At 44.8% G+C, this 18,811-nt stretch carries 13 protein-coding genes; 8 read left to right on the forward strand and 5 right to left on the reverse strand.

What is annotated here, in order from left to right:
- Positions 1-379: 379 nt before the first annotated feature.
- From ADJ77_RS07550 to ADJ77_RS07575, 6 genes are all read left to right on the forward strand, one after another.
- Positions 380-1,270: a homoserine O-succinyltransferase gene (locus ADJ77_RS07550; RefSeq protein WP_050696242.1), complete on the forward strand. Its 891-nt coding sequence runs from the start codon at positions 380-382 to the stop codon at positions 1,268-1,270.
- Positions 1,271-1,395: 125 nt separating this feature from the next.
- The gene (locus ADJ77_RS07555; RefSeq protein ID WP_154663376.1) at positions 1,396-1,725 is read left to right on the forward strand and encodes a transposase family protein; all 330 of its coding nucleotides are present in this window, start codon (positions 1,396-1,398) and stop codon (positions 1,723-1,725) included.
- A complete protein-coding gene (locus ADJ77_RS07560) occupies positions 1,674-2,603 on the forward strand; it encodes an ISL3 family transposase (RefSeq protein ID WP_167336706.1) in 930 nt (309 codons plus the stop codon). The genes ADJ77_RS07555 and ADJ77_RS07560 overlap by 52 nt, the downstream gene beginning before the upstream one ends.
- A gap of 315 nt (positions 2,604-2,918) precedes the next feature.
- A complete protein-coding gene (locus tag ADJ77_RS07565; protein WP_025077363.1) occupies positions 2,919-5,195 on the forward strand; it encodes a peptidase U32 family protein in 2,277 nt (758 codons plus the stop codon).
- Positions 5,196-5,216: 21 nt separating this feature from the next.
- On the forward strand, positions 5,217-6,305 hold the full coding sequence (locus tag ADJ77_RS07570; RefSeq protein WP_025077364.1) for a zinc ribbon domain-containing protein: 1,089 nt from the start codon (positions 5,217-5,219) through the stop codon (positions 6,303-6,305).
- A gap of 491 nt (positions 6,306-6,796) precedes the next feature.
- Entirely contained in the window at positions 6,797-9,292 is a 2,496-nt protein-coding gene (locus tag ADJ77_RS07575; RefSeq protein WP_050696243.1) for a TonB-dependent receptor, read from the forward strand.
- A gap of 364 nt (positions 9,293-9,656) precedes the next feature.
- Here ADJ77_RS07575 and ADJ77_RS07580 read toward each other — a convergent pair whose 3' ends face one another.
- The 4 genes from ADJ77_RS07580 to ADJ77_RS07595 are packed head-to-tail and all read right to left on the reverse strand — an operon-like array spanning position 9,657 to position 14,012.
- Entirely contained in the window at positions 9,657-10,343 is a 687-nt protein-coding gene (locus tag ADJ77_RS07580; protein ID WP_025077365.1) for a sigma-70 family RNA polymerase sigma factor, read from the reverse strand.
- A 38-nt stretch (positions 10,344-10,381) separates the two neighbouring features.
- The gene (locus ADJ77_RS07585) at positions 10,382-11,032 is read right to left on the reverse strand and encodes a DedA family protein (protein ID WP_025077366.1); all 651 of its coding nucleotides are present in this window, start codon (positions 11,030-11,032) and stop codon (positions 10,382-10,384) included.
- Between the two features lie 41 nt (positions 11,033-11,073).
- Positions 11,074-12,267 carry a tetratricopeptide repeat protein gene (locus ADJ77_RS07590; protein ID WP_042740766.1) on the reverse strand — a complete coding sequence of 398 codons (1,194 nt, stop codon included), beginning with the start codon at positions 12,265-12,267 and terminating at the stop codon, positions 11,074-11,076.
- Positions 12,268-12,281: 14 nt separating this feature from the next.
- On the reverse strand, positions 12,282-14,012 hold the full coding sequence (locus ADJ77_RS07595) for a glutamine--tRNA ligase/YqeY domain fusion protein (protein ID WP_025077367.1): 1,731 nt from the start codon (positions 14,010-14,012) through the stop codon (positions 12,282-12,284).
- 1,340 nt (positions 14,013-15,352) lie between these two features.
- Here ADJ77_RS07595 and ADJ77_RS07600 point away from each other — a divergent pair.
- Positions 15,353-16,615, forward strand: a complete 1,263-nt coding sequence (locus tag ADJ77_RS07600) for an Nramp family divalent metal transporter (RefSeq protein ID WP_025077368.1) — start codon at positions 15,353-15,355, stop codon at positions 16,613-16,615.
- Positions 16,616-16,920: 305 nt separating this feature from the next.
- On the opposite strand, the gene mltG is transcribed toward ADJ77_RS07600, so the two are convergent.
- Positions 16,921-17,955, reverse strand: coding sequence for an endolytic transglycosylase MltG (mltG, locus tag ADJ77_RS07605; RefSeq protein ID WP_025077369.1), 1,035 nt, complete (start codon positions 17,953-17,955; stop codon positions 16,921-16,923).
- A 159-nt stretch (positions 17,956-18,114) separates the two neighbouring features.
- Here mltG and ADJ77_RS07610 point away from each other — a divergent pair, with 159 nt between their 5' ends.
- Positions 18,115-18,759 (forward strand): HAD family hydrolase, encoded by a 645-nt coding sequence (locus tag ADJ77_RS07610; protein WP_025077370.1) that lies wholly within the window; start codon positions 18,115-18,117, stop codon positions 18,757-18,759.
- Positions 18,760-18,811: the final 52 nt, after the last annotated feature.

The raw sequence follows: 18,811 nt of genomic DNA on the forward strand, positions 1-18,811 counted from the left end.
CTCGTCAGGGGGATTGTGGGAGTGTAGCTATGCTTAAAATAGGATGTAAACAGTTCTTTGAGAGTCCTATTTTGATGAATCGATAGGGGATAGTATTGTTAATGTTATCATTTGGAAGTTCAGATCACAGTCGTATAAACTTCCAGCTTGGTTTGATGTTGCTTTATGGTCGCAGTTTGACAGTTGTATGAAAGCCTTTAATAAAGTATGCCTGCACTGAGTTTTGTGTGGATTGGATTTGTCTAATTTATTATTAATTATTATCTTTGTGTCATATTATAGAGAACAGGCAAGAGAATGTTTCAGACTGTAGGGGCGGATGTTAGCGCATCGTCAGGTGTTTTGATATATTTCTTCAGCAATAGAAAGAGAACAGGATATGTCATTAAGATTACCCAGCGGACTTCCCGCTATTGAGATATTAAAACGTGAGAACATCTTTGTAGGAGATGGGCAGCAAGAGGAAGAGACGGTAAACCGACGACTTCGTATTGTCTTGCTCAATCTCATGCCATTGAAAGTAATTACGGAAACAGACTTTGTACGCCTGCTTTCCAATAGTCCTTTGCAGTTGGAAATAAGTTTCATGAAACTAAAAAGCCATGTGTCAAAGCATACTGCAGCGGAACACATGGAACGTTTCTATCATGATTTTGAAAAACTCAGCAAGGAGAAGTTCGATGGGATGATTGTCACTGGTGCGCCTGTTGAGGGTATGCCTTTTGAGGAGGTGGATTACTGGACAGAACTACAGGAAATATTCAATTGGGCTCGTGAGAACGTGGGCTCAACGCTTTACATCTGTTGGGCGGCACAGGCAGGACTCTATCATTTCTATGGTGTTCCGAAGTTCCCATTGGAAAAAAAGATGTTTGGTATCTTCCCGACAGTTTCATTGAAACCTGAACTGCCACTCTTCCGGGGCTTTGACGATGTCTTCCGTATGCCTCAGAGCCGTCATACGGAGATACGGCGTGGGGACATAGAACGGGTAGATGACCTTGAAGTCATCGCTGAGTCAGAGGAAAGCGGAGTGTCTGTCGTGAGGTCACGCAGCAGGCGTGAGTTCTTTATCACAGGTCATCTGGAGTATGCTCCCGACACACTTGACACAGAATACCACCGTGATCTTGGCAAGCGTGATGATGTGGAGGTTCCGAAGTATTATTATCGTGAGGACGACCCATCTAAAGGTCCGCTTGTCACTTGGCGTGCACATGCCAACTTGCTGTTCACAAATTGGCTGAGCTGGGTGGTGGATATTGAATGATGGGAGTTAATGAGTTGTGGCTTTTGCTTAGCATCATCTTTTATTATGGTTCTGCTGGATTTAGTGTGAATTAACATGCCGTTTCTTGCATAAAACAGTGCGGATTTCGTATCTTTGTGGTCATTATGAAGAGACCAGAAGACATCTTAGCCAAGCTGCTCCTCCAAAACAATGATGACAGGGAAATCGATCGTGTGACATGTGATGACTCCGCTGATGAGATACACATCACCCTCAAATATCGCCATGACACCATCCATGTTAATGGGAAGGAATTCCCTATATTTGACTTCCGTCACGAACGGAGTTGGAGGCACTTGGACATGTGGCAGTACAAGACGATTCTTGAAGCCCGAGTCCCCCGATACCGGGATGGAGATGGGATCAAGAGCGTCCCCGTTCCGTGGGCAATGCCGAACTCCCGGCTGTCTTGGTTGATGGAAAAAAAACGGTAGAAACGCTACTGTCCACCAAGAATCAGACAAAGACTGCACGTCTTCTTCGCCTGTCCTTTGACCAAGTGCATGGAGTGATGCAACGGGCTGTTGAACGGGGATTGAATCGGCGTGACGACAGGCACATCCATGAGCATGTCTGTATGGATGAGAAGTCAATCCGACGGGGGCATGAGTATGTGAGTATGCTCTATGACGGAGATACAGGAAATGTCATCGAAGTAGAGGGCGGGCGCACCAGGAAAAGTGTTGAGAATCTGTGCTCCAAGGCTCTCACTGAAGAGCAAAGGGCAGGTGTGAAGACCGTATGCACGGACATGTGGGACGCCTTCATTGACGGAGCGAAGAAGTACTTCCCTAACGCCAGCCACTGCCACGACATGTACCACTGTGTCACCTATCTGAACGACGCCGTTGACAAAGTTCGCAAACGTGAGGTCAGGCACTTCCCGGAACTGAGACACACCAAATATTTGTGGTTAAAGGACCAGTCCAAATATACCACCAACGACCAGGCTCGTTTCAACAAGCTTGAAGATGCGGAATATGAGGTTTCGCAGGCTTGGAAAGTCAAAGAACTCTTTCGTGACCTCCTACATCTCAAGTACCATGGTGACATGGAAGCTTACGGAATGTTGCTGCGCCGGATGGATGATGCATTGCAGTACAACATAGAGGAAATCAACGGGGTGGTCTTCATATTCAAGAGACACCTTAAAGGCATTGTCAGAGCCATGGTCACAGGTGCAAATAACGGCAAAGCCGAAAGAACCAACGGCTCCATTCAAGAGATAAAGACCATCGGCAGAGGATATGGAACTGCCGAGAGGTACAGGATTGCTATTCTATTTTTCTACGGTGGGCTAGACATAAGTTAATTCACACTAAATCCAGCAGAACCTTTATTATAAATAGCTGATGCCCATTGTTAGATTTCTTCATCACCCAACAATAGTGACCATCATCACCCAACATCCAACGCCCATCACCCAACAATAGTGACCATCATCACCCAACATCCAACACCCATCACCCAGCAATAGTGACCATCATCACCCAACATTCAACACCCATCACCCACAATAGTGACCATCATCCCCCAACATCCAACACCCATCATCCAACAATAGTGACCATCATCACCCAATATTCACCACCCATCACTCAATATCCAACACCCATCACCCAACAATATGTATTCATCATCACCCAATATCCAACACCCATCACCTTTCCCCCAACATCCATCACCCACCACAATCGAACTCCTTGCACCAGCAAAGAACTTGGAATGCGGAATAGCTGCCATTGAACACGGTGCAGATGCCGTGTACATCGGTGCTTCCCGCTTTGGTGCGCGTCAGTCTGCAGGCAATAGTGTGGAGGATATTGGCAAGCTATGCGAATATGCTCACCGCTATGGTGCCACGGTTCACGTTACCATCAATACGATTATCTATAACGATGAGTTTGAAGATACACTTGCTTTGGTTCGTGAACTGGTGGCGGTTGGCGTTGATGCCTTCCTCCTGCAGGACATGGGATTGATGAGCAAGGTGAGGGAAATAGTGCCCGATACGGTAGCACTTCATGCCAGTACACAGTGCGATACACGGACATGGGAGAAGGCAGAATGGCTGAGCCAGCAGGGCTTTGACCGTGTCGTACTTGCCCGTGAATTGTCAGCTGAGGAGATAAACGGTATCCACAGCCGACTGCCGGAGCTTGAACTGGAAGCCTTCGTGCACGGTGCATTGTGCGTGAGTTACAGTGGTGTATGTTATGTGTCACAGTATAGTTTCGGTCGTTCAGCCAATCGTGGTGCGTGTGCACAGTTCTGTCGACTGGCGTTTGACTTGAAAGATTCTGACGGTAAGACCATCGAACACCAGCGTCATCTTCTCTCACTGAAGGATATGAGTCAGATAGATAACCTTGAGACGCTTATGCGTTCAGGGGCTTGCGCCTTCAAGATTGAAGGAAGATTGAAGGATATAAACTATGTGAAGAATGTCGTTTCGGCTTATAGCAAGCGCATTGACGAGATTATCCGTAAGCACCCGGACGAGTTCCGTCGCGCCTCTTTGGGACGTGTTCGCTATTCGTTTACACCCGATTTGAAAAAGACTTTCAACCGTGGTTATACCAATTACTTCCTCAAGGGAAGACAGGCTGACATCTTCTCACCTGATACTCCAAAGGCTTTGGGCGAGTTTGTTGGTCGGGTAAAGGAGATAAGACGTGACAGTTTCAATGTGTCCAGCACTGCGAACTTTGCGAATGGTGACGGTCTGTGTTTCCTTTCACGTGATGCAGAAGGTCAGCCAACACGCTTGGAAGGATTCCGTGTGAACCGTGCCGTGGGTAATAGGCTCTATCCTTTCAAGATGCCGAGAGGCTTAAAGCCCGGTATGGGGTTGTATCGAAATCAGGACCAAGCGTTTGACAAAGAGTTGAGTGGAAAGACCGCTGAACGTAAGATTGCGATTAAGATGCGGTTCGGGACTTCCTCTAAAACCTTCCCCAACCCCTCCGAAGAAGGGGAGTGCCTGGCGGATAGTCGTGGGGGAATATGGGCAAAAGCAGAGGTGATAGGAAGTTCTGCTCCAAATCAAACATCCAACGAACGAATATCTAACGTACGAACATGTAGCGAACGAACATCCGACGAGAACCCCGTTAGGCTCTCCCCTCCTATTACTTCCCTTCGGTCAGTGACTGATGGTTCGGAGAGGGTCGGGGGAGGTCTTTGGGGAGTCTCCTCCCTTTCTCTTTCTCTTGAACTTGCACAGAAACCACAACATGATAATATCATTCGCCAGTTAACCAAGTTGGGCAATACCGTTTATGAATGTACGGAGGTTGAGATAGCTGAGGGAGCAGATATGTACTTCGTTCCAAGTAGTATCCTTGCCGAACTTCGTCGTATGGTGATAGAGAATCTCGACGAACAGGTGAAGGGAATGCAGCGTATGGCTATTCATCGGAAGTCAGTGGTGGAGGTGTCTGCCCGCAAGCCCCAGATTACAATGGTAAATCCTTCTCAATATCAAGATTTGCCCTATTTGTATAATATCTCCAATGATGCTGCCCGTAAATTCTATGAACAGCAGGGATTGGCAAAGGTTGATTCTGCCTTTGAGCTGCAGTATCCAAAAAGTTCTTCCACACCCTCGGCTTCAATGTTTACTGGCAGGAAAGGAAGTGACAGGAAGGGTGTACATGTAGAACCTCTCTCTGACAAGGCATCGGCAAACGGGCTTTCCTCCTCTTCGGAGAAGTCAGAGGGAACTTCCCCTCTGCTTATGCAGTGTCGTCATTGCATCCGTTACTCCCTTGGTTATTGTGTCAAGCGAGGAGGAAAGAAACCCACATGGCGTGAACCTCTTTTCCTTGAGTTGCCCGATAAGCGCCGGTTCCGTTTAGAGTTCGACTGCAAGGATTGTCAGATGAATATTTATCCAGTATGAAATTCAAGATTTGATGCTAATATGAAAAGATATTGTTCTGTTTTGTTTGTCCTGTTGATAGGGTTGAATTTATTGCTGACGGGTTGTTATCATAAGAAGACACCGTCTTCATTCCGTCTGTCAGACAGTATTCAGGAAGCACAGATATCCCGTAAGATAGAGGCTGGAGGCGACTCTATCTTGAAGCAAAAGGACAGTGCGGAGGATGAATGGCAAGGTATGACAAGCAAGGTTGACTCATTGTCTTTCCGGATAAAGCACCATTACTCGCAGGGATTCAATTTTGTCGTAGTATCAGATTCGCTGATGCTTCTTCGCCAGCAACCTGAGGAAGCGGTCAACGGTATGACGACAGATTCCTTTGCCGTGAAGAAAGGAAAGGAGGTTGTTGTGGCTGACATCCGTATTCTTCCGAATGATAAACAGGACTCGGTGTGGGTGCAGATAGCCACGGAAGATTATGCTTTTGGCTGGACTCATGAAGGTCGTCTGTTGAAAAAGGTTGACCCTGCTGACCCTATTTCGCAGTTCATCTCAACCTTTTCCAATATTCACCTCCTTATCTTTCTGATTATCATATCAGTTATAGGCGTAGGCTATCTGGCTCGTAAGATATTGAAGAAGAATGCACATATTGTACATTTTAACGACATCAGCTCGTTCTATCCCACGCTGTTAGCCGTCATCGTGGCACTCTCTGCCGCCTTTTATGCCAGCATACAGCTCTTTGCACCCGAGACGTGGCGTGAGTTTTACTTCCATCCCTCGCTCAACCCCTTCTCACAACCCTTATTGCTCAACATCTTCCTGGTGCTTGTGTGGGCAATGCTTATTATCGGTATTGCAACTATTGATGACGTGCGGAGACTGTTGAGGTCGGGCGACACCTTACTTTATCTTAGTGGTTTAGGTGCGGTATGTGCAGTGAATTACATTGTTTTCTCCGTGCTTACCTTATATTATATAGGTTATCCGCTTCTCATCGCCTACATCTATTATGCTTTCCGTGTCTATCTGCGTAAGAGCAGCGAGACTTATTATTGTGGTAACTGTGGTGTACGCCTTCACAGGAAAGGGAGATGTCCACAATGTGGGGCTGTGAATGAATAGCTAAAGAACGCAGAAAAAAGGAGAAATAGTAGGTTTTCTATCTGCAAATAATCATCTGTTGGTTTAGAAATATATTTACAATTTGATGACTGTTTTTTACTCGGTTCTAAGGGTAAAAACGGTCATTTTTGTGTTCTCGTAATTATCATGTAGTCAAATAGTTACAAAGTGCTGCAAGAAAAGGTGCTTAATTGGACTTCAAAAGGGCGTTAGTAACACGCCAAAAGGGCATCTATTAGAAGCCAAAAGGGCGTTAATTCAAGTCCAATTCATCATGTATTGGTTTTTAGTCTTTGATTATTATGTTACAATTTAGAGTGAGTGGGCAGATGAATCGGGTTTCCCCTTTTTTCATTTCTTATCCCTTTTATGTGTTTGCTCTTTAATGTCCGAATCGCTATATTCCTAATAAATAAGGATTGCGTGTTATATATTTTCTTCTTACCTTTGCCAACGTTAACATTTGCATAAGAACATTAGGACAAGATTGTATGATTAAATCAAAACTTGGTATCGTTCTCTTGTTGGTGTCATTTTTGCCCATAGGAGTACATGCTGATAATATTGATGAAAGAGGAGATTCCTCCCGAGTGTATGACATTGACGAAGTTGTGGTTGTAGAACAGCCCAAGGAGGCATTTCGTCTTCGGCAGCAGCCATTGAGCAGTACGTCTTTCAATGGCGACCAGCTTCACGGACTCAATGTGCAGGACGCACGCCAGCTCTCGACGTTTGTTCCTTCATTCGTCATGCCAGAACATGGCAGCCGTTACACCTCTTCTATATATATGCGTGGCATCGGCTCCCGTGTTTATTCGCCAGCCGTAGGTATCTATGTGGACGGTATGCCGATATTGAGCAAGAGTGCTTTCAACTTTCATGCGTATGATATTGACCGTGTCGATGTTCTACATGGTCCACAGGGGACACTCTATGGTATGAATACTGAAGGCGGACTGATTCGTCTTTATAGTCGTAATCCCTTCCGTTATCAGGGAACAGACGTTAAGGTTTCTGTCGGTACGAAATTCCTTCGCAAGATAGAAGCGAGCCATTATGAGAAGCTGAATGACAAGACTGCTTTCTCATTGGCTGGATTCTATGGAGGACAGAATGGCTTTTTCCGTAACCAGTTTGATGGGACACGTGCCGACCTTATTAATGAATTTGGTGGAAAAGGTCGCTTCTTGTGGAATCCATCGGGCAGGCTGACCTTTGATTTCATGGCTGATTATCAGTTTACCCGACAGAATGGTTTTCCATACGGTCAGATTGTGACCGAGAATGAGATAGCATCTGCACCAATCACTTCACCTCTTTATGGGCTGAAGGCCGGAACACAGATGCCCAACCAGAACCGGCAGAGCAATTACCGTCGGAATATCCTCAACACAGGAGTGGGAATCAAGTATATGGGCAATGGTTTTGACATCAATTCTATGACCTCGTGGCAATATCTCCATGACTATATGCTCATGGATATTGATTATCGTCCACAGGATTTTATACATCTTGTTCAACGGCAGCATGGAAATGCTCTGGTTGAGGAACTTTCTGTCAAGAGCCGTAATAACAGCAGATGGCACTGGACATTCGGTGCTTTCGGTTCTTATCAGTGGTTGAAAATCACAGCTCCTGTTTACTTCGGTCAGGATATGAACACCTATCTTTCAAAAAAGATAACGAGTTATGCCTATAATGGTATGCTTAATGCCATGGCACGCCGTATAGCACAAGGTTTGATAGCAGGTGGTATGTCGGAGGAACTTGCCAATAAAACCGCCCGTGCAAGTGCTGCAGCGGCGATTGCCGGGGCAGGCGGTGTCAACATAAACATGACGATGGAGCCTGTGCCGGGTGTGTTCCGCACCCCGACACTCAATTTCGGTGTCTATCATGAGAGCAATGTAGAATTCTCGGAACGCCTCACCGCAACTTTGGGCTTGCGTTATGATTACTCCCGAGTAGGTATCGATTATGAAACGTCATCTCGTTTGGCGTTGCAGGAGAATGTGATGGGTATAAAGTTAAACCCTGTCATCACTTCCATGTTGAAGCATCGTGAGCATAACCACTTCAAGCAGTTTCTGCCAAAGATGGGACTGACCTATCGCCTTCAGAATGGTAGCAATGTCTATGCAACATGGTCAAAGGGCTATCGTGCAGGTGGTTATAACTTTGAGATGTTCTCTGATGTACTTCAGGCTGAGACGTCACAAGCGGCAAATAAGGCACGTGGGGATGTTGATATTGCACATGATGAGGCTTATTATGAGCGTATTGCAAAGACCATAGAGTATAAGCCGGAGACAAGCTGGAACTATGAAGCTGGGGCACATCTTAATCTCTTCAACAACCAGCTTCATCTTGACCTTGCAGCTTACTATATGCAGATACATAACCAGCAGCTCTCTGTTATGGCTGGCAATTATGGTTTCGGACGAGTGATGACGAATGCGGGTCGCAGTCATTCCTGCGGTCTGGAGACAACTCTCCGTGGTGGTGCGCTGGATAACAGGCTCACATACGCTCTCAGCTATGGATTTACAAGTGCCCGCTTTGATGAGTATAGGGATTCGATTCCTGGAGTCGGAACAGTTGATTACAAGAATAAGCGTGTGCCGTTTGTACCCCAGCATACCCTCGGGGCAAGTGCAGACTATCGTATAGATGTAGACCCGGCAGCTTTGCTTGATCCTACAAACCGCTTCCATCTGCGTAGTGTTACAGTAGGTTTGAACCTTGCTTCGCAGGGAAAGATCTATTGGGATGAGCAGAATACCATCGGTCAGAACTTCTATGCTGTCTTAGGTGCTCATGCTGATGCTGACTTCGGACCATTACATGTCAATCTATGGGTTCGTAATCTGACGGATACAAAGTATAACACCTTTGCCGTACAGAGTGCTGCTACTGGTACTCGATACACATTTGCACAGATGGGCAATCCTTTCCAGATGGGTATCGACTTCAGAATACATTTCTAATAGATAGGTTCTAAGACCTCTTCCTATTTCTCCGAAATAGTGGAGTGCCTGGCAGGATACATGTTGGCGGTTAATAGCTTGTCAAAATGGAATAGACCTGCAAATGTTTAGTAAGAGGATGTGTTAAAACTATAATGAACCTTCTGAAAAAGTAACGTTTTATAATCTACAAATCCCAAGAGCCATGTCGCAACTCCTTATTAGAGTTGGACATGGCTCTTTTTTTGATTCTTCCGTTAAATGCATAGATGCCTGTCATGCAATGTATATAGTCTCAATGTGAAATATTCATCATTTCTGAGTCCATATATCTGTCTTTTAAGAACCTTTGTTTTTACCTCTGTTCTTCTTTTCCGAACAGTGTCTATTTCATTTTCTTGTGCAGTTTACGCAAAGCCTTGTCGCGAATCTGGCGCACACGCTCACGCTTCAGTCCCATGTGTTCAGCAATCTCAGACATGGTGTAATGGGCTCCTGTCAGACCATAGATATATGTGATGACGCTTTTCTCACGTTCGTCAAGAACATCCAGCCCCTTTTGAATTTCAGCACTGAGAATTTCCTGGTTGAGATGTTCGTCGGCATGTTGTGCGTTGTCATTCTCCAATACATGCTGCAGTGTGAAGTTGTTATTGCTTCCTACAGGTACGGGCTGGTCGATTGAGATGGGATGTGAGCGTTTCTGCTCAAACTTACTCTTCTCAGTCTTAGGCAGTTTGTAGAGTGCAGCCTGTTCTTTTATCGCCTCTTCCATGGCGGAACGGATATAGGGAGCTGCAAAAACTACAAAGCGTACACCCTTTGAACCGTCAAATTTCTGTGCCGCATGCATCATACCTATGTTTCCCTCGCTGATGAGGTCATCTTCTCCTAATCCCCGGTTGCGGTACTGATGTGCCAGAGAAACAACGAATTTCAAGTTGGATTTGGTCAGTTTCTCCAGAGCTTTTGCATCTCCAACCTTTATTCTTTCAGCCAATGTGCGCTCTTCCTCGTCAGAAAGAAGCTGTCCGTTGGCAATTTCTTCGATGTATTTTTCGTTTGAAATCATAATAAGGGATTTTAAAAGTTGAATACCAGCAGGCAGCGTTATGCCCTTTCTGTCTGGTTATTATTGTTTCTGTTTTTTCTGATATACCATTTAACGATGAAGTAGATGCAGGTAATGATGACCAGGACTATCAAGCCGATTTTGATGTATTCACCATATTCTAAAATCTTATCGTGAAGTTGATTCTCTGGAACAAAAGAGTGCATGTAGTGTCCCAGAAAAGCAAGAATGCTGTGCCATGCACCTGCACCAAGCGTGGTATATAGCAGGAACTTCCAATAGTTCATCTTAGCCAGTCCTGCAGGGATGGAAATAAGATGGCGTATGCCTGGCAGGAGACGTCCTGTGATAGTGGCAATCATACCATGCTTGTCAAAATATCTCTCGCTCTTTTCAACTTTTTCCTGATTCAACAGGCAGGCACGTCCCCATTTGCTGTTGGCAAACTTGTAGATGATAGGACGGCCAAGATACCATCCTGCAAGATAGTTTATAGTTGCACCAACGTCGGCTCCCAATGTTGAAAAGAGAATTACCAACCATATGTTAAGGTTTCCTGCAGCTGCATGATAGGCTGCAGGTGCGACAACCAGCTCTGATGGTACAGGGATAACCGTACTTTCAAGAAGCATCAGGAAAAAGATGGTGCCATAATTAAGCTGTGAGAGCAAGGCTGTTATAAAGCTCATAATGATGTGTTGTTAATTAATTTTCTTGTTTATTTGTTCTGTTATAGTACGTTGGCGGTGAGGTAGTCCTGTGGATTTGCACCTTCCGGATAAAGGTCGGAAAGTACTTCAATACATTCCTCAGGGTTTCGTTCAACGGCTTTCTGCAGATATGTCCTGTATTCTTTCTCCTTCTTAAGTTCGTAGCAACAGCGTGCAAGATAAGCAAATCCTATGTCCCAGTCATCGTCCATTTCTGGCAACAGACTGATGAAGATGCGGTAGGCATACTCGACATATCCGTTGTCGAAAGCCGATATGCCAATGTGAATGAGGGTCAGTGATTTGTCTTTTGACTCGGATAAAGCCTGCTGATAGCACTGCTGTGCTTCGGCTGCATGTCCCTGCATGAGGTGAATATGTCCGATGGTAACATCTATGACGCTGGTATCCTGGTTATGACAGAGCTGCTTGTAACGCTCGTAATACTTCAGTGATTCCTCGTAATTGCCAAGTGTGAAGAGTCCGTTAGCCTTGTTGAGGATGGCTTCATCATCATCTGGATTGATGGCAATGGAGTATTCGCTTGACGTGATTGAATCCTGGATGTCATTTCTAAGAAACTGATTCTGTGCCAGCTGGTTCCAGTAAGGACCAGAGTAGGGGTTGGAATCAAGTAGTTCATTGAAGATGGATTCGCTCTCTTCATATCTGCCGTGGCTCTTGAGAATACGTGCATGAAGTTCCTTATAGTCGTTGTCATCAGTCATCGTCGAGCGTTTCAGCCATTTCTCAGCGTAATCCGTCTCTTCGTAATCTGCGAATAGGACTGCAACATCAAGGATGTAATCCTCACGGTCTTCTGTGGCTATGGTTTCATCATACTGGGTTTGAAGGAAGATGTCTGCAGCACTGACCTTGTTCTCGGCAATCATGATTTCTGCCTTCAGATAGAGGTAGTCGAGGTCGCTTTTGTCAATAATTGTCTCGGCAATCTCGTCGGCAAGCTGTGGATTGTTGTCAATAAGCAATGCCATTCGTGACTTGAAAGCGAGTGGGGCAGTGGCAGTCGGGTACATTCTGACAGCATAGTCGGCAGCTTCTATGGCTTTGTTTTCCTCACCGACAGAGTGATAATACTCAGCAACATCAGTCAGTTCCTCTGGGTCGAGGAACTCGCTGATGTTGCCTTCCTGCAGTGCTTCGTATCTGCGGAGCAGCTGCTTGAACTTATCGCTGTGATAGTATATGTCCAAATCTTGCTTTTTTGTTATGCTTTGGCTTTCTTAGCCCAGGTATCCTTCAGACCGACAGTCTTGTTGAATACAAGGTGATTATCGGTTGTGTCTGGGTCAAGCATGAAGTAGCCCGTACGCTGGAACTGTAGATAATCGCCGGGCTTTTTCTCGGAGAGATACTGCTCAACGTAGCACTCCGTGCGTACGGTTAGGCTCTCTGGGTTGAGAAGTTCACGGAAATCACGTTCGTCAGCAGCAGGATTCTCAACATTGAACAAACGGTCGTACTCACGTACTTCAGCCTTTAAGCAATGGTCTGCGCTAACCCAGTGGAGAGTTTTTCCCTTGATTTTCCTATCTGATCCAGAAGTTCCACTACGTGTTTCTGAATCGTATTCTGCATAGATTTCTATAATATTTCCTTCTGTATCTTTTTTGCAATAGTCAACTTCTGGACATTTAATAATGTATGCATTATTCAAACGTACTTCTTTCCCAGGACGTAATCGTTGGAATTTTCGTGGTGCATCCTCCATAAAGTCTGCACGTTCAATCCAAAGGTTCTTTGAGAAGGTTATGGTATGTGTGCCATCAGCCTCATTCTCTGGATTGTTGATAGCTTCCATCTCCTCAGTCTTGCCCTCTGGATAGTTCGTAATAACCAGTTTCACAGGGTCGAGTACAGCACTCACACGTGTTGCTTTCTTGTTCAGGTCATCACGTACAGCAGCCTCCAACAAGGCTACGTCATTAAGTGCATCGAACTTGGTATAGCCAATTGAGTCAATGAAGTTGCGGATAGACTCTGGAGAATAGCCACGACGGCGCATACCGCAGAGTGTCGGCATACGTGGGTCATCCCATCCCTTCACGAGGTTTTCATCGACAAGTGTATGGAGTTTACGCTTTGACATTACTGTATAGGTAAGGTTCAAGCGGTTGAACTCAATCTGTCGTGGGCGGTTGTCTTTGAGGTTATCCGCTGTGCCGTCACTTTCCTTCAGGAAGTCTACTAACTTATCATAGAGCGGATGGTGAGGAACAAATTCAAGTGTACAGATAGAGTGGGTGACTCCCTCAAAGTAATCACTCTGTCCGTGTGCAAAGTCATACATCGGATAACAATGCCATTTTGTGCCTGTACGATGATGTGGAATCTGAATGATCCGGTACATAATTGGGTCACGGAAGTGCATGTTAGGATTAGCCATATCGAGCTTTGCACGTAGTACCATACTTCCTTCGACAGCCTCGGCTGTGTTCATCTTCTCAAACAGTGCGAGGTTCTCCTCAACAGGGCGGTCACGGTAAGGTGATGGGATGCCTGGTGTGGTCGGTGTTCCTTTCTGTGCTGCAATTTCTTCCGAAGTCTGCTCGTCAACATAAGCCAGTCCTTTCTTTATCATCCATAGAGCAAATTCCCACAGTTTCTCAAAGTAGTCACTGGCATAATAGATGTTGCCCCACTTGAAGCCAAGCCAGCTGATGTCATGAAGGATATTCTCTACATATTCTGTATTCTCCTTGCTTGGGTTGGTGTCATCAAAGCGAAGATTACAGATGCCATTATAATGTTCAGCTACACCGAAGTCCATGCAGATAGCCTTTGCATGTCCAATGTGGAGATAGCCGTTTGGCTCTGGCGGGAAACGTGTCTGGATACGTCCTCCGTTCTTACCTTCTGCGAGGTCTTCCTCAACCAGTTGCTCAACGAAGCTCAAGCTACGCTTCTCCTCATTGGTGTTGTTCTCTATTGTAGTCATATTTTCTTGTTTGTTATTATGCTGCAAAGTTACTTATTTTTTCTCGTTTATGACAGACTTTACTATATAAATAATGGTTCTTCCGTTAAATGCATGGATACTTTTCGTATAGCTTTAACAAAAGAACCGAAGTTATGCATTATACAAAAAGACAGGCAAGACTGTCTTGGCTGTCTTTTCTATTGTCATCCTCCGACACAGAAAATCTTTTCATGTTGATACTTTGAGAAACGTAGATAAGGATTTGAAAAATCATGACATAATTTCGGGTAAAATACCTGCAGATAAAGGCTAAAACACGTGTAAAAAGCAAGTTTGCAACCAACAGTAAATCAGTTAGTTATAAAGTCGTGCAAGAAAAGGTGCTTAATTGGACTTCAAAAGGGCGTCAGTTAGACCTCAAAAGGGCATCTATTGCAAGTCAATTGGGCGTCTTTTCAAAGCCAAAAGACCATGTGTTAGCTTTAGGGTGTATGAAAATAGTTTACAAATGTTGGGTAACATGGGGATAAGCCGTTTGTAGAAGGCGGAAAGACATAGTAACGGGTAGACATCGTGTTTATTTGCCTTTTCTGCATTTTATCTTGTAGTTTATTCCCCCTTTGTAAAACCATCTGATTTTGGATAGTCATACCATTCAAGCGTATAAGCCTTTATTCTGTTTCCAATCTACGTATTTAACGGAAGAACCTAAATAATGGTGAATATTCTTACATATATTCTGAACGACACTTTGTGCAAAGCGTCTTTACGTGTTGTTCTGATATGTTTGCAGGCGGTTTTGTAACAGAATGAAACATGCTTTCCGTTCCCTTTCGCAAGTATGTCACAAAAGACGTGAAACAGCGAGGTGGAAGGCGGATTCTGTAATATAATAATTGCTTTGTTTTGAACAAAAAAGTTGCATAAAAGTTTGCTCGTATAAAAATATTCTCTTATCTTTGCAATCGTTATCCTGAATACAATCTTTTTACCTTAAAGAAACTAATACCTATTGAGATTGAATGCCCGTCGCTGTGAAGCGTTGGGCATTTCTCATTTCCAGCACTTATGGCTTCTGTCATTTTATATGACAATCTGCATTTTTTCTATGCTCTTTTTAAATAAAAATCTTTTATGTTTTCTCCAGTGTTCTTAGGAATTATATTATAATTTGCAACTTGTTTGTACATATAAGTATTTATGGCTTTTCCTGTTTTACGGTTTGTACTGTTTTGTTGTCTAAATGGATGGAAAACAAGGTGTTACTATACGGCAGAAAGTAGAACTCAATTATTATTCTTTCTTTCTCCTGCTGTTTTTCATATAGATATTGTAACTTTGCATAAAACTTGAGAAAAATGAAGAATATATTTAAAGAACTACGACGCAAGGATCATCCACGGGTTTTGGGTGCCTTGGATATTTTTAAGTTTATCGGTCCCGGCCTGCTTGTGACCGTCGGCTTCATCGACCCGGGCAACTGGGCAAGCAACTTTGCCGCAGGCTCAGAGTATGGTTATGCGCTGTTGTGGGTTGTGACACTTTCAACGATTATGCTCATTGCCTTGCAGCACAATGTAGCGCACTTGGGAATTGTGACAGGTCTCTGTCTGAGCGAGGCTGCTGTGAAGTATGCACCAAAGTGGGTGGGGCGTCCGATTATTGTAAGTGCGATCCTTGCCAGTATATCCACCTCGTTGGCAGAGATACTCGGTGGTGCTATTGCCTTGCAGATGCTTTTTGGAATAAGTATCCCGACAGGCTCTGTGCTGACGACAGTGGCTGTACTTATCATGCTGTTCACCAACAGTTACAAGAAGATGGAGCGTGCCATCATTGGTTTTGTGTCCATGATAGGCCTTTCGTTTATCTATGAGCTTTTCCTTGTCGATATTCACTGGCCCGCAGCAATTGAGGGAGCATTTGTGCCGACAGTGCCGCAAGGCTCACTTTTGATTATCATGAGTGTATTGGGAGCTGTTGTAATGCCCCATAACCTGTTTCTCCATTCAGAGATTGTACAGAGCCGTCAGATTCACTTGAAGGGAGACGAGCGCATCCGCCACATGCTGAAGTACGAGTTTATTGATACGCTTTTCTCCATGATTGTGGGGTGGGCTATCAATTCTGCCATGATTCTTCTGGCAGCAAGTACGTTCTTCTCGCATGGTCAGCATGTTGATGAACTTTCACAGGCACAGGCTATGTTACAGCCTTTGCTGGGTGACAATGCCGCAAACATCTTCGCAATAGCCTTGCTGCTGGCAGGTATTTCAAGTACGATTACAAGTGGAATGGCGGCTGGTAGTATCTTCTCGGGGCTGTTTGGCGAGTCGTATAATGCAAAAGACACGCACTCCATCGTGGGTATAGTCCTTTCGTTGGGTATTGCGCTTCTGATGATATTCTTTATCGGTGACCCGTTCAAGGGGCTCATTATCTCACAGATGTTCCTCTCTGTCCAGCTTCCTTTCACTGTTTTCCTGCAGGTTGGACTGACCTCGTCAAAGCGTGTAATGGGACAGTATGCCAACAGCAGGTTGAATATGGTATTTCTTTATTCACTGGCAGGCATAGTCACCTTATTAAATATATGGCTTTTGATAGAAAGTATAGCATAGTCTTTAGGTTCTGAAACTTGAATGTTCTATGCTGGTTATGTAATAAAAAAGTTATGTTGGGAAAATCAACAGATGACCTGTTACGTTCAAATTAAGCACTGATTGATGTCCGATAGGTGCTTAGTTGGAGTCCAACTAAGCACCTTTTCTTGTACTGTTTTGAAATGCTTTGATTATCTGTTGGTTGTGAATCTGAGAATGAAGGAGCTTCTGGCAGCTTTTCAGATACGGAAACGCTATATGTTTTGTAAGGTTATTTCAAACCCTTTCCTTGCTTTTGCTTTTTCCTTTCCAGCATCTTCTGATTAGTTGATGCCGCGTTTGTTCAGAGCCTTGGCATATTTCTCAGCATTCACCTGATGTTCTTCGTAAGTCTTGGCAAAGTTGTGCGTGCCGCTGAAATCCTCCTTTGCACACATATAGATATAGTCATGATGAACATAGTTCAGAACAGCATCAATGGCTGCAACTGACGGGATGCGGATAGGTCCGGGAGGAAGCCCACGATACTTATAGGTGTTGTAAGGATTGTCAACCGTGAGCCACTTCTGGTAGATGCGGCGGGCTGTGAAGTTTCTGGTTGCAAACTTTACCGTCGGGTCAGCCTGCAGCGGCATGTTGATGTGCAGACGGTTGATGTACATACCTGCAATGTCAGGCATTTCAGCTTCGTTGTCGGTTTCTTCGTCTACAATACTTGCAAGCGTTACGACCTCACTTTGTGTTAGTCCAACCTTCTTTGTCTTCTCTTTCCGTTCAGAATTCCAGAACTTCTTGTTTTCCTCGCTCATCTTGTCGAGGAACTTATCGACTGTTGTGTTCCAGTAGAAGTCGTATGTGTTAGGGATGAACATTGCCGGGATGGTCTCAGGCGTGAAGCCGTATTTCTTGCAGGTCTCTTTTGACTTGAGTCTTGAAAGGAGTTCGGCGCGTGTGAACATCATCTTTCCGCTAACGTCTGTAGCAAGGTCGTCAATGGTTCTTACCGATTTGATTGTGATCTTGACAGGTGCCTGCAGTCCGTTGATAATGTGGCGGGATGTCTGCAGTGAGCCTGATGAACCTACGGCAAATCTGCCGACCCGGATGTTGTCAGCATACCCCATGACGCCTGCAAGCTGTTTGAATACCCAGAAGCCATGAGGCGTAGAGAGTGGCTGTAGTTTGGCGTAGACAGAGTCTATATTGTCATCCTCGTCTATGAGAAGGTAATATTCCTTCCCAGTGCGGGACATTCCCGAGAAGAAAAGAAAGTAAGCCACACCTGCCAGTACGGCAAGGATGGCAACAATGATCCGTCGGGAGGTTGATCCCTTGCTCTTTCCTTTAGTTTTTGTCATCGTCTTTACTTTATATCTTAGGGCTGCAAAGTTACAACTTTAATGTATTAAACATGCAATGACAGGCAACTTTGATGGGTTCTTTTTTGAAATTTAAGAGAAAAGATAGTTTGTTGTCTGTATTATTGTGTAATTTTGTCTGCAGTAAATAAAGGGATAATGAAAGAATTTGATACATATATCTTTGATTTAGACGGGACGTTGCTGAGTACGTTAGGCGATTTGGCCGCAAGTACAAACTATGCGCTTCGTTGGGCTGGTATGCCGGAACGTACTGTGGAAGAGGTGCGTATGTTCGTGGGAAATGGGGTCAGACTGCTTATGGAGCGTGCTGTTCCCGGTGGTGTTGAGAATCCTAAGTTTGAGGAAACATACGCCAGGTTTCGCGAACATTACATGGAACATAACCTTGATACTACCTGTCCCTACGATGGTATTCCTGAGTTGCTTTGCGAGTTGAAGCGGCGTGGCAAGAAACTGGCCATCGTGAGCAACAAGTTCTATGCAGCAACACAGGAACTTGCATGCCATTTTTTCCCTGATATGATAGATGTGGCAATAGGCGAGCGTGAGACAATCAGGAAGAAGCCTGCTCCCGATACAGTGCTGGAGGCACTTCGCCAGTTGGATGCTCCGAAGGAAGGTGCGGTATATATCGGTGACAGTGATGTGGATGTAATGACGGCAAAGAACTGCGGATTGCCTTGTATCAGCGTACTTTGGGGGTTTCGTGACAAGGATTTCCTGTTAGAACACGGTGCAAGTCTGTTTGTAGAGAAACCTGAAGAAATCCTTGGAGATTAAACAGCACCGTGATTTCAGGCATTAGTTGGAAAACAGTTTGTTAGATACTGCT

Origin of the sequence: Prevotella fusca JCM 17724, from assembly GCF_001262015.1 — a bacterium.
Taxonomy (GTDB): domain Bacteria; phylum Bacteroidota; class Bacteroidia; order Bacteroidales; family Bacteroidaceae; genus Prevotella; species Prevotella fusca.

What these genes read in the sequence shown, in the direction of transcription:
- ADJ77_RS07550 (WP_050696242.1), top strand. Translation starts at nt 380, where the DNA reads ATGTCATTAAGATTACCCAGCGGACTTCCCGCTATTGAGATATTAAAA.
- ADJ77_RS07555 (WP_154663376.1), top strand. Translation starts at nt 1,396, where the DNA reads ATGAAGAGACCAGAAGACATCTTAGCCAAGCTGCTCCTCCAAAACAAT.
- ADJ77_RS07565 (WP_025077363.1), top strand. Translation starts at nt 2,919, where the DNA reads ATGTATTCATCATCACCCAATATCCAACACCCATCACCTTTCCCCCAA.
- ADJ77_RS07570 (WP_025077364.1), top strand. Translation starts at nt 5,217, where the DNA reads ATGAAAAGATATTGTTCTGTTTTGTTTGTCCTGTTGATAGGGTTGAAT.
- ADJ77_RS07575 (WP_050696243.1), top strand. Translation starts at nt 6,797, where the DNA reads ATGATTAAATCAAAACTTGGTATCGTTCTCTTGTTGGTGTCATTTTTG.
- ADJ77_RS07580 (WP_025077365.1), bottom strand. Translation starts at nt 10,343, where the DNA reads ATGATTTCAAACGAAAAATACATCGAAGAAATTGCCAACGGACAGCTT.
- ADJ77_RS07585 (WP_025077366.1), bottom strand. Translation starts at nt 11,032, where the DNA reads ATGAGCTTTATAACAGCCTTGCTCTCACAGCTTAATTATGGCACCATC.
- ADJ77_RS07595 (WP_025077367.1), bottom strand. Translation starts at nt 14,012, where the DNA reads ATGACTACAATAGAGAACAACACCAATGAGGAGAAGCGTAGCTTGAGC.
- ADJ77_RS07600 (WP_025077368.1), top strand. Translation starts at nt 15,353, where the DNA reads ATGAAGAATATATTTAAAGAACTACGACGCAAGGATCATCCACGGGTT.
- mltG (WP_025077369.1), bottom strand. Translation starts at nt 17,955, where the DNA reads ATGACAAAAACTAAAGGAAAGAGCAAGGGATCAACCTCCCGACGGATC.
- ADJ77_RS07610 (WP_025077370.1), top strand. Translation starts at nt 18,115, where the DNA reads ATGAAAGAATTTGATACATATATCTTTGATTTAGACGGGACGTTGCTG.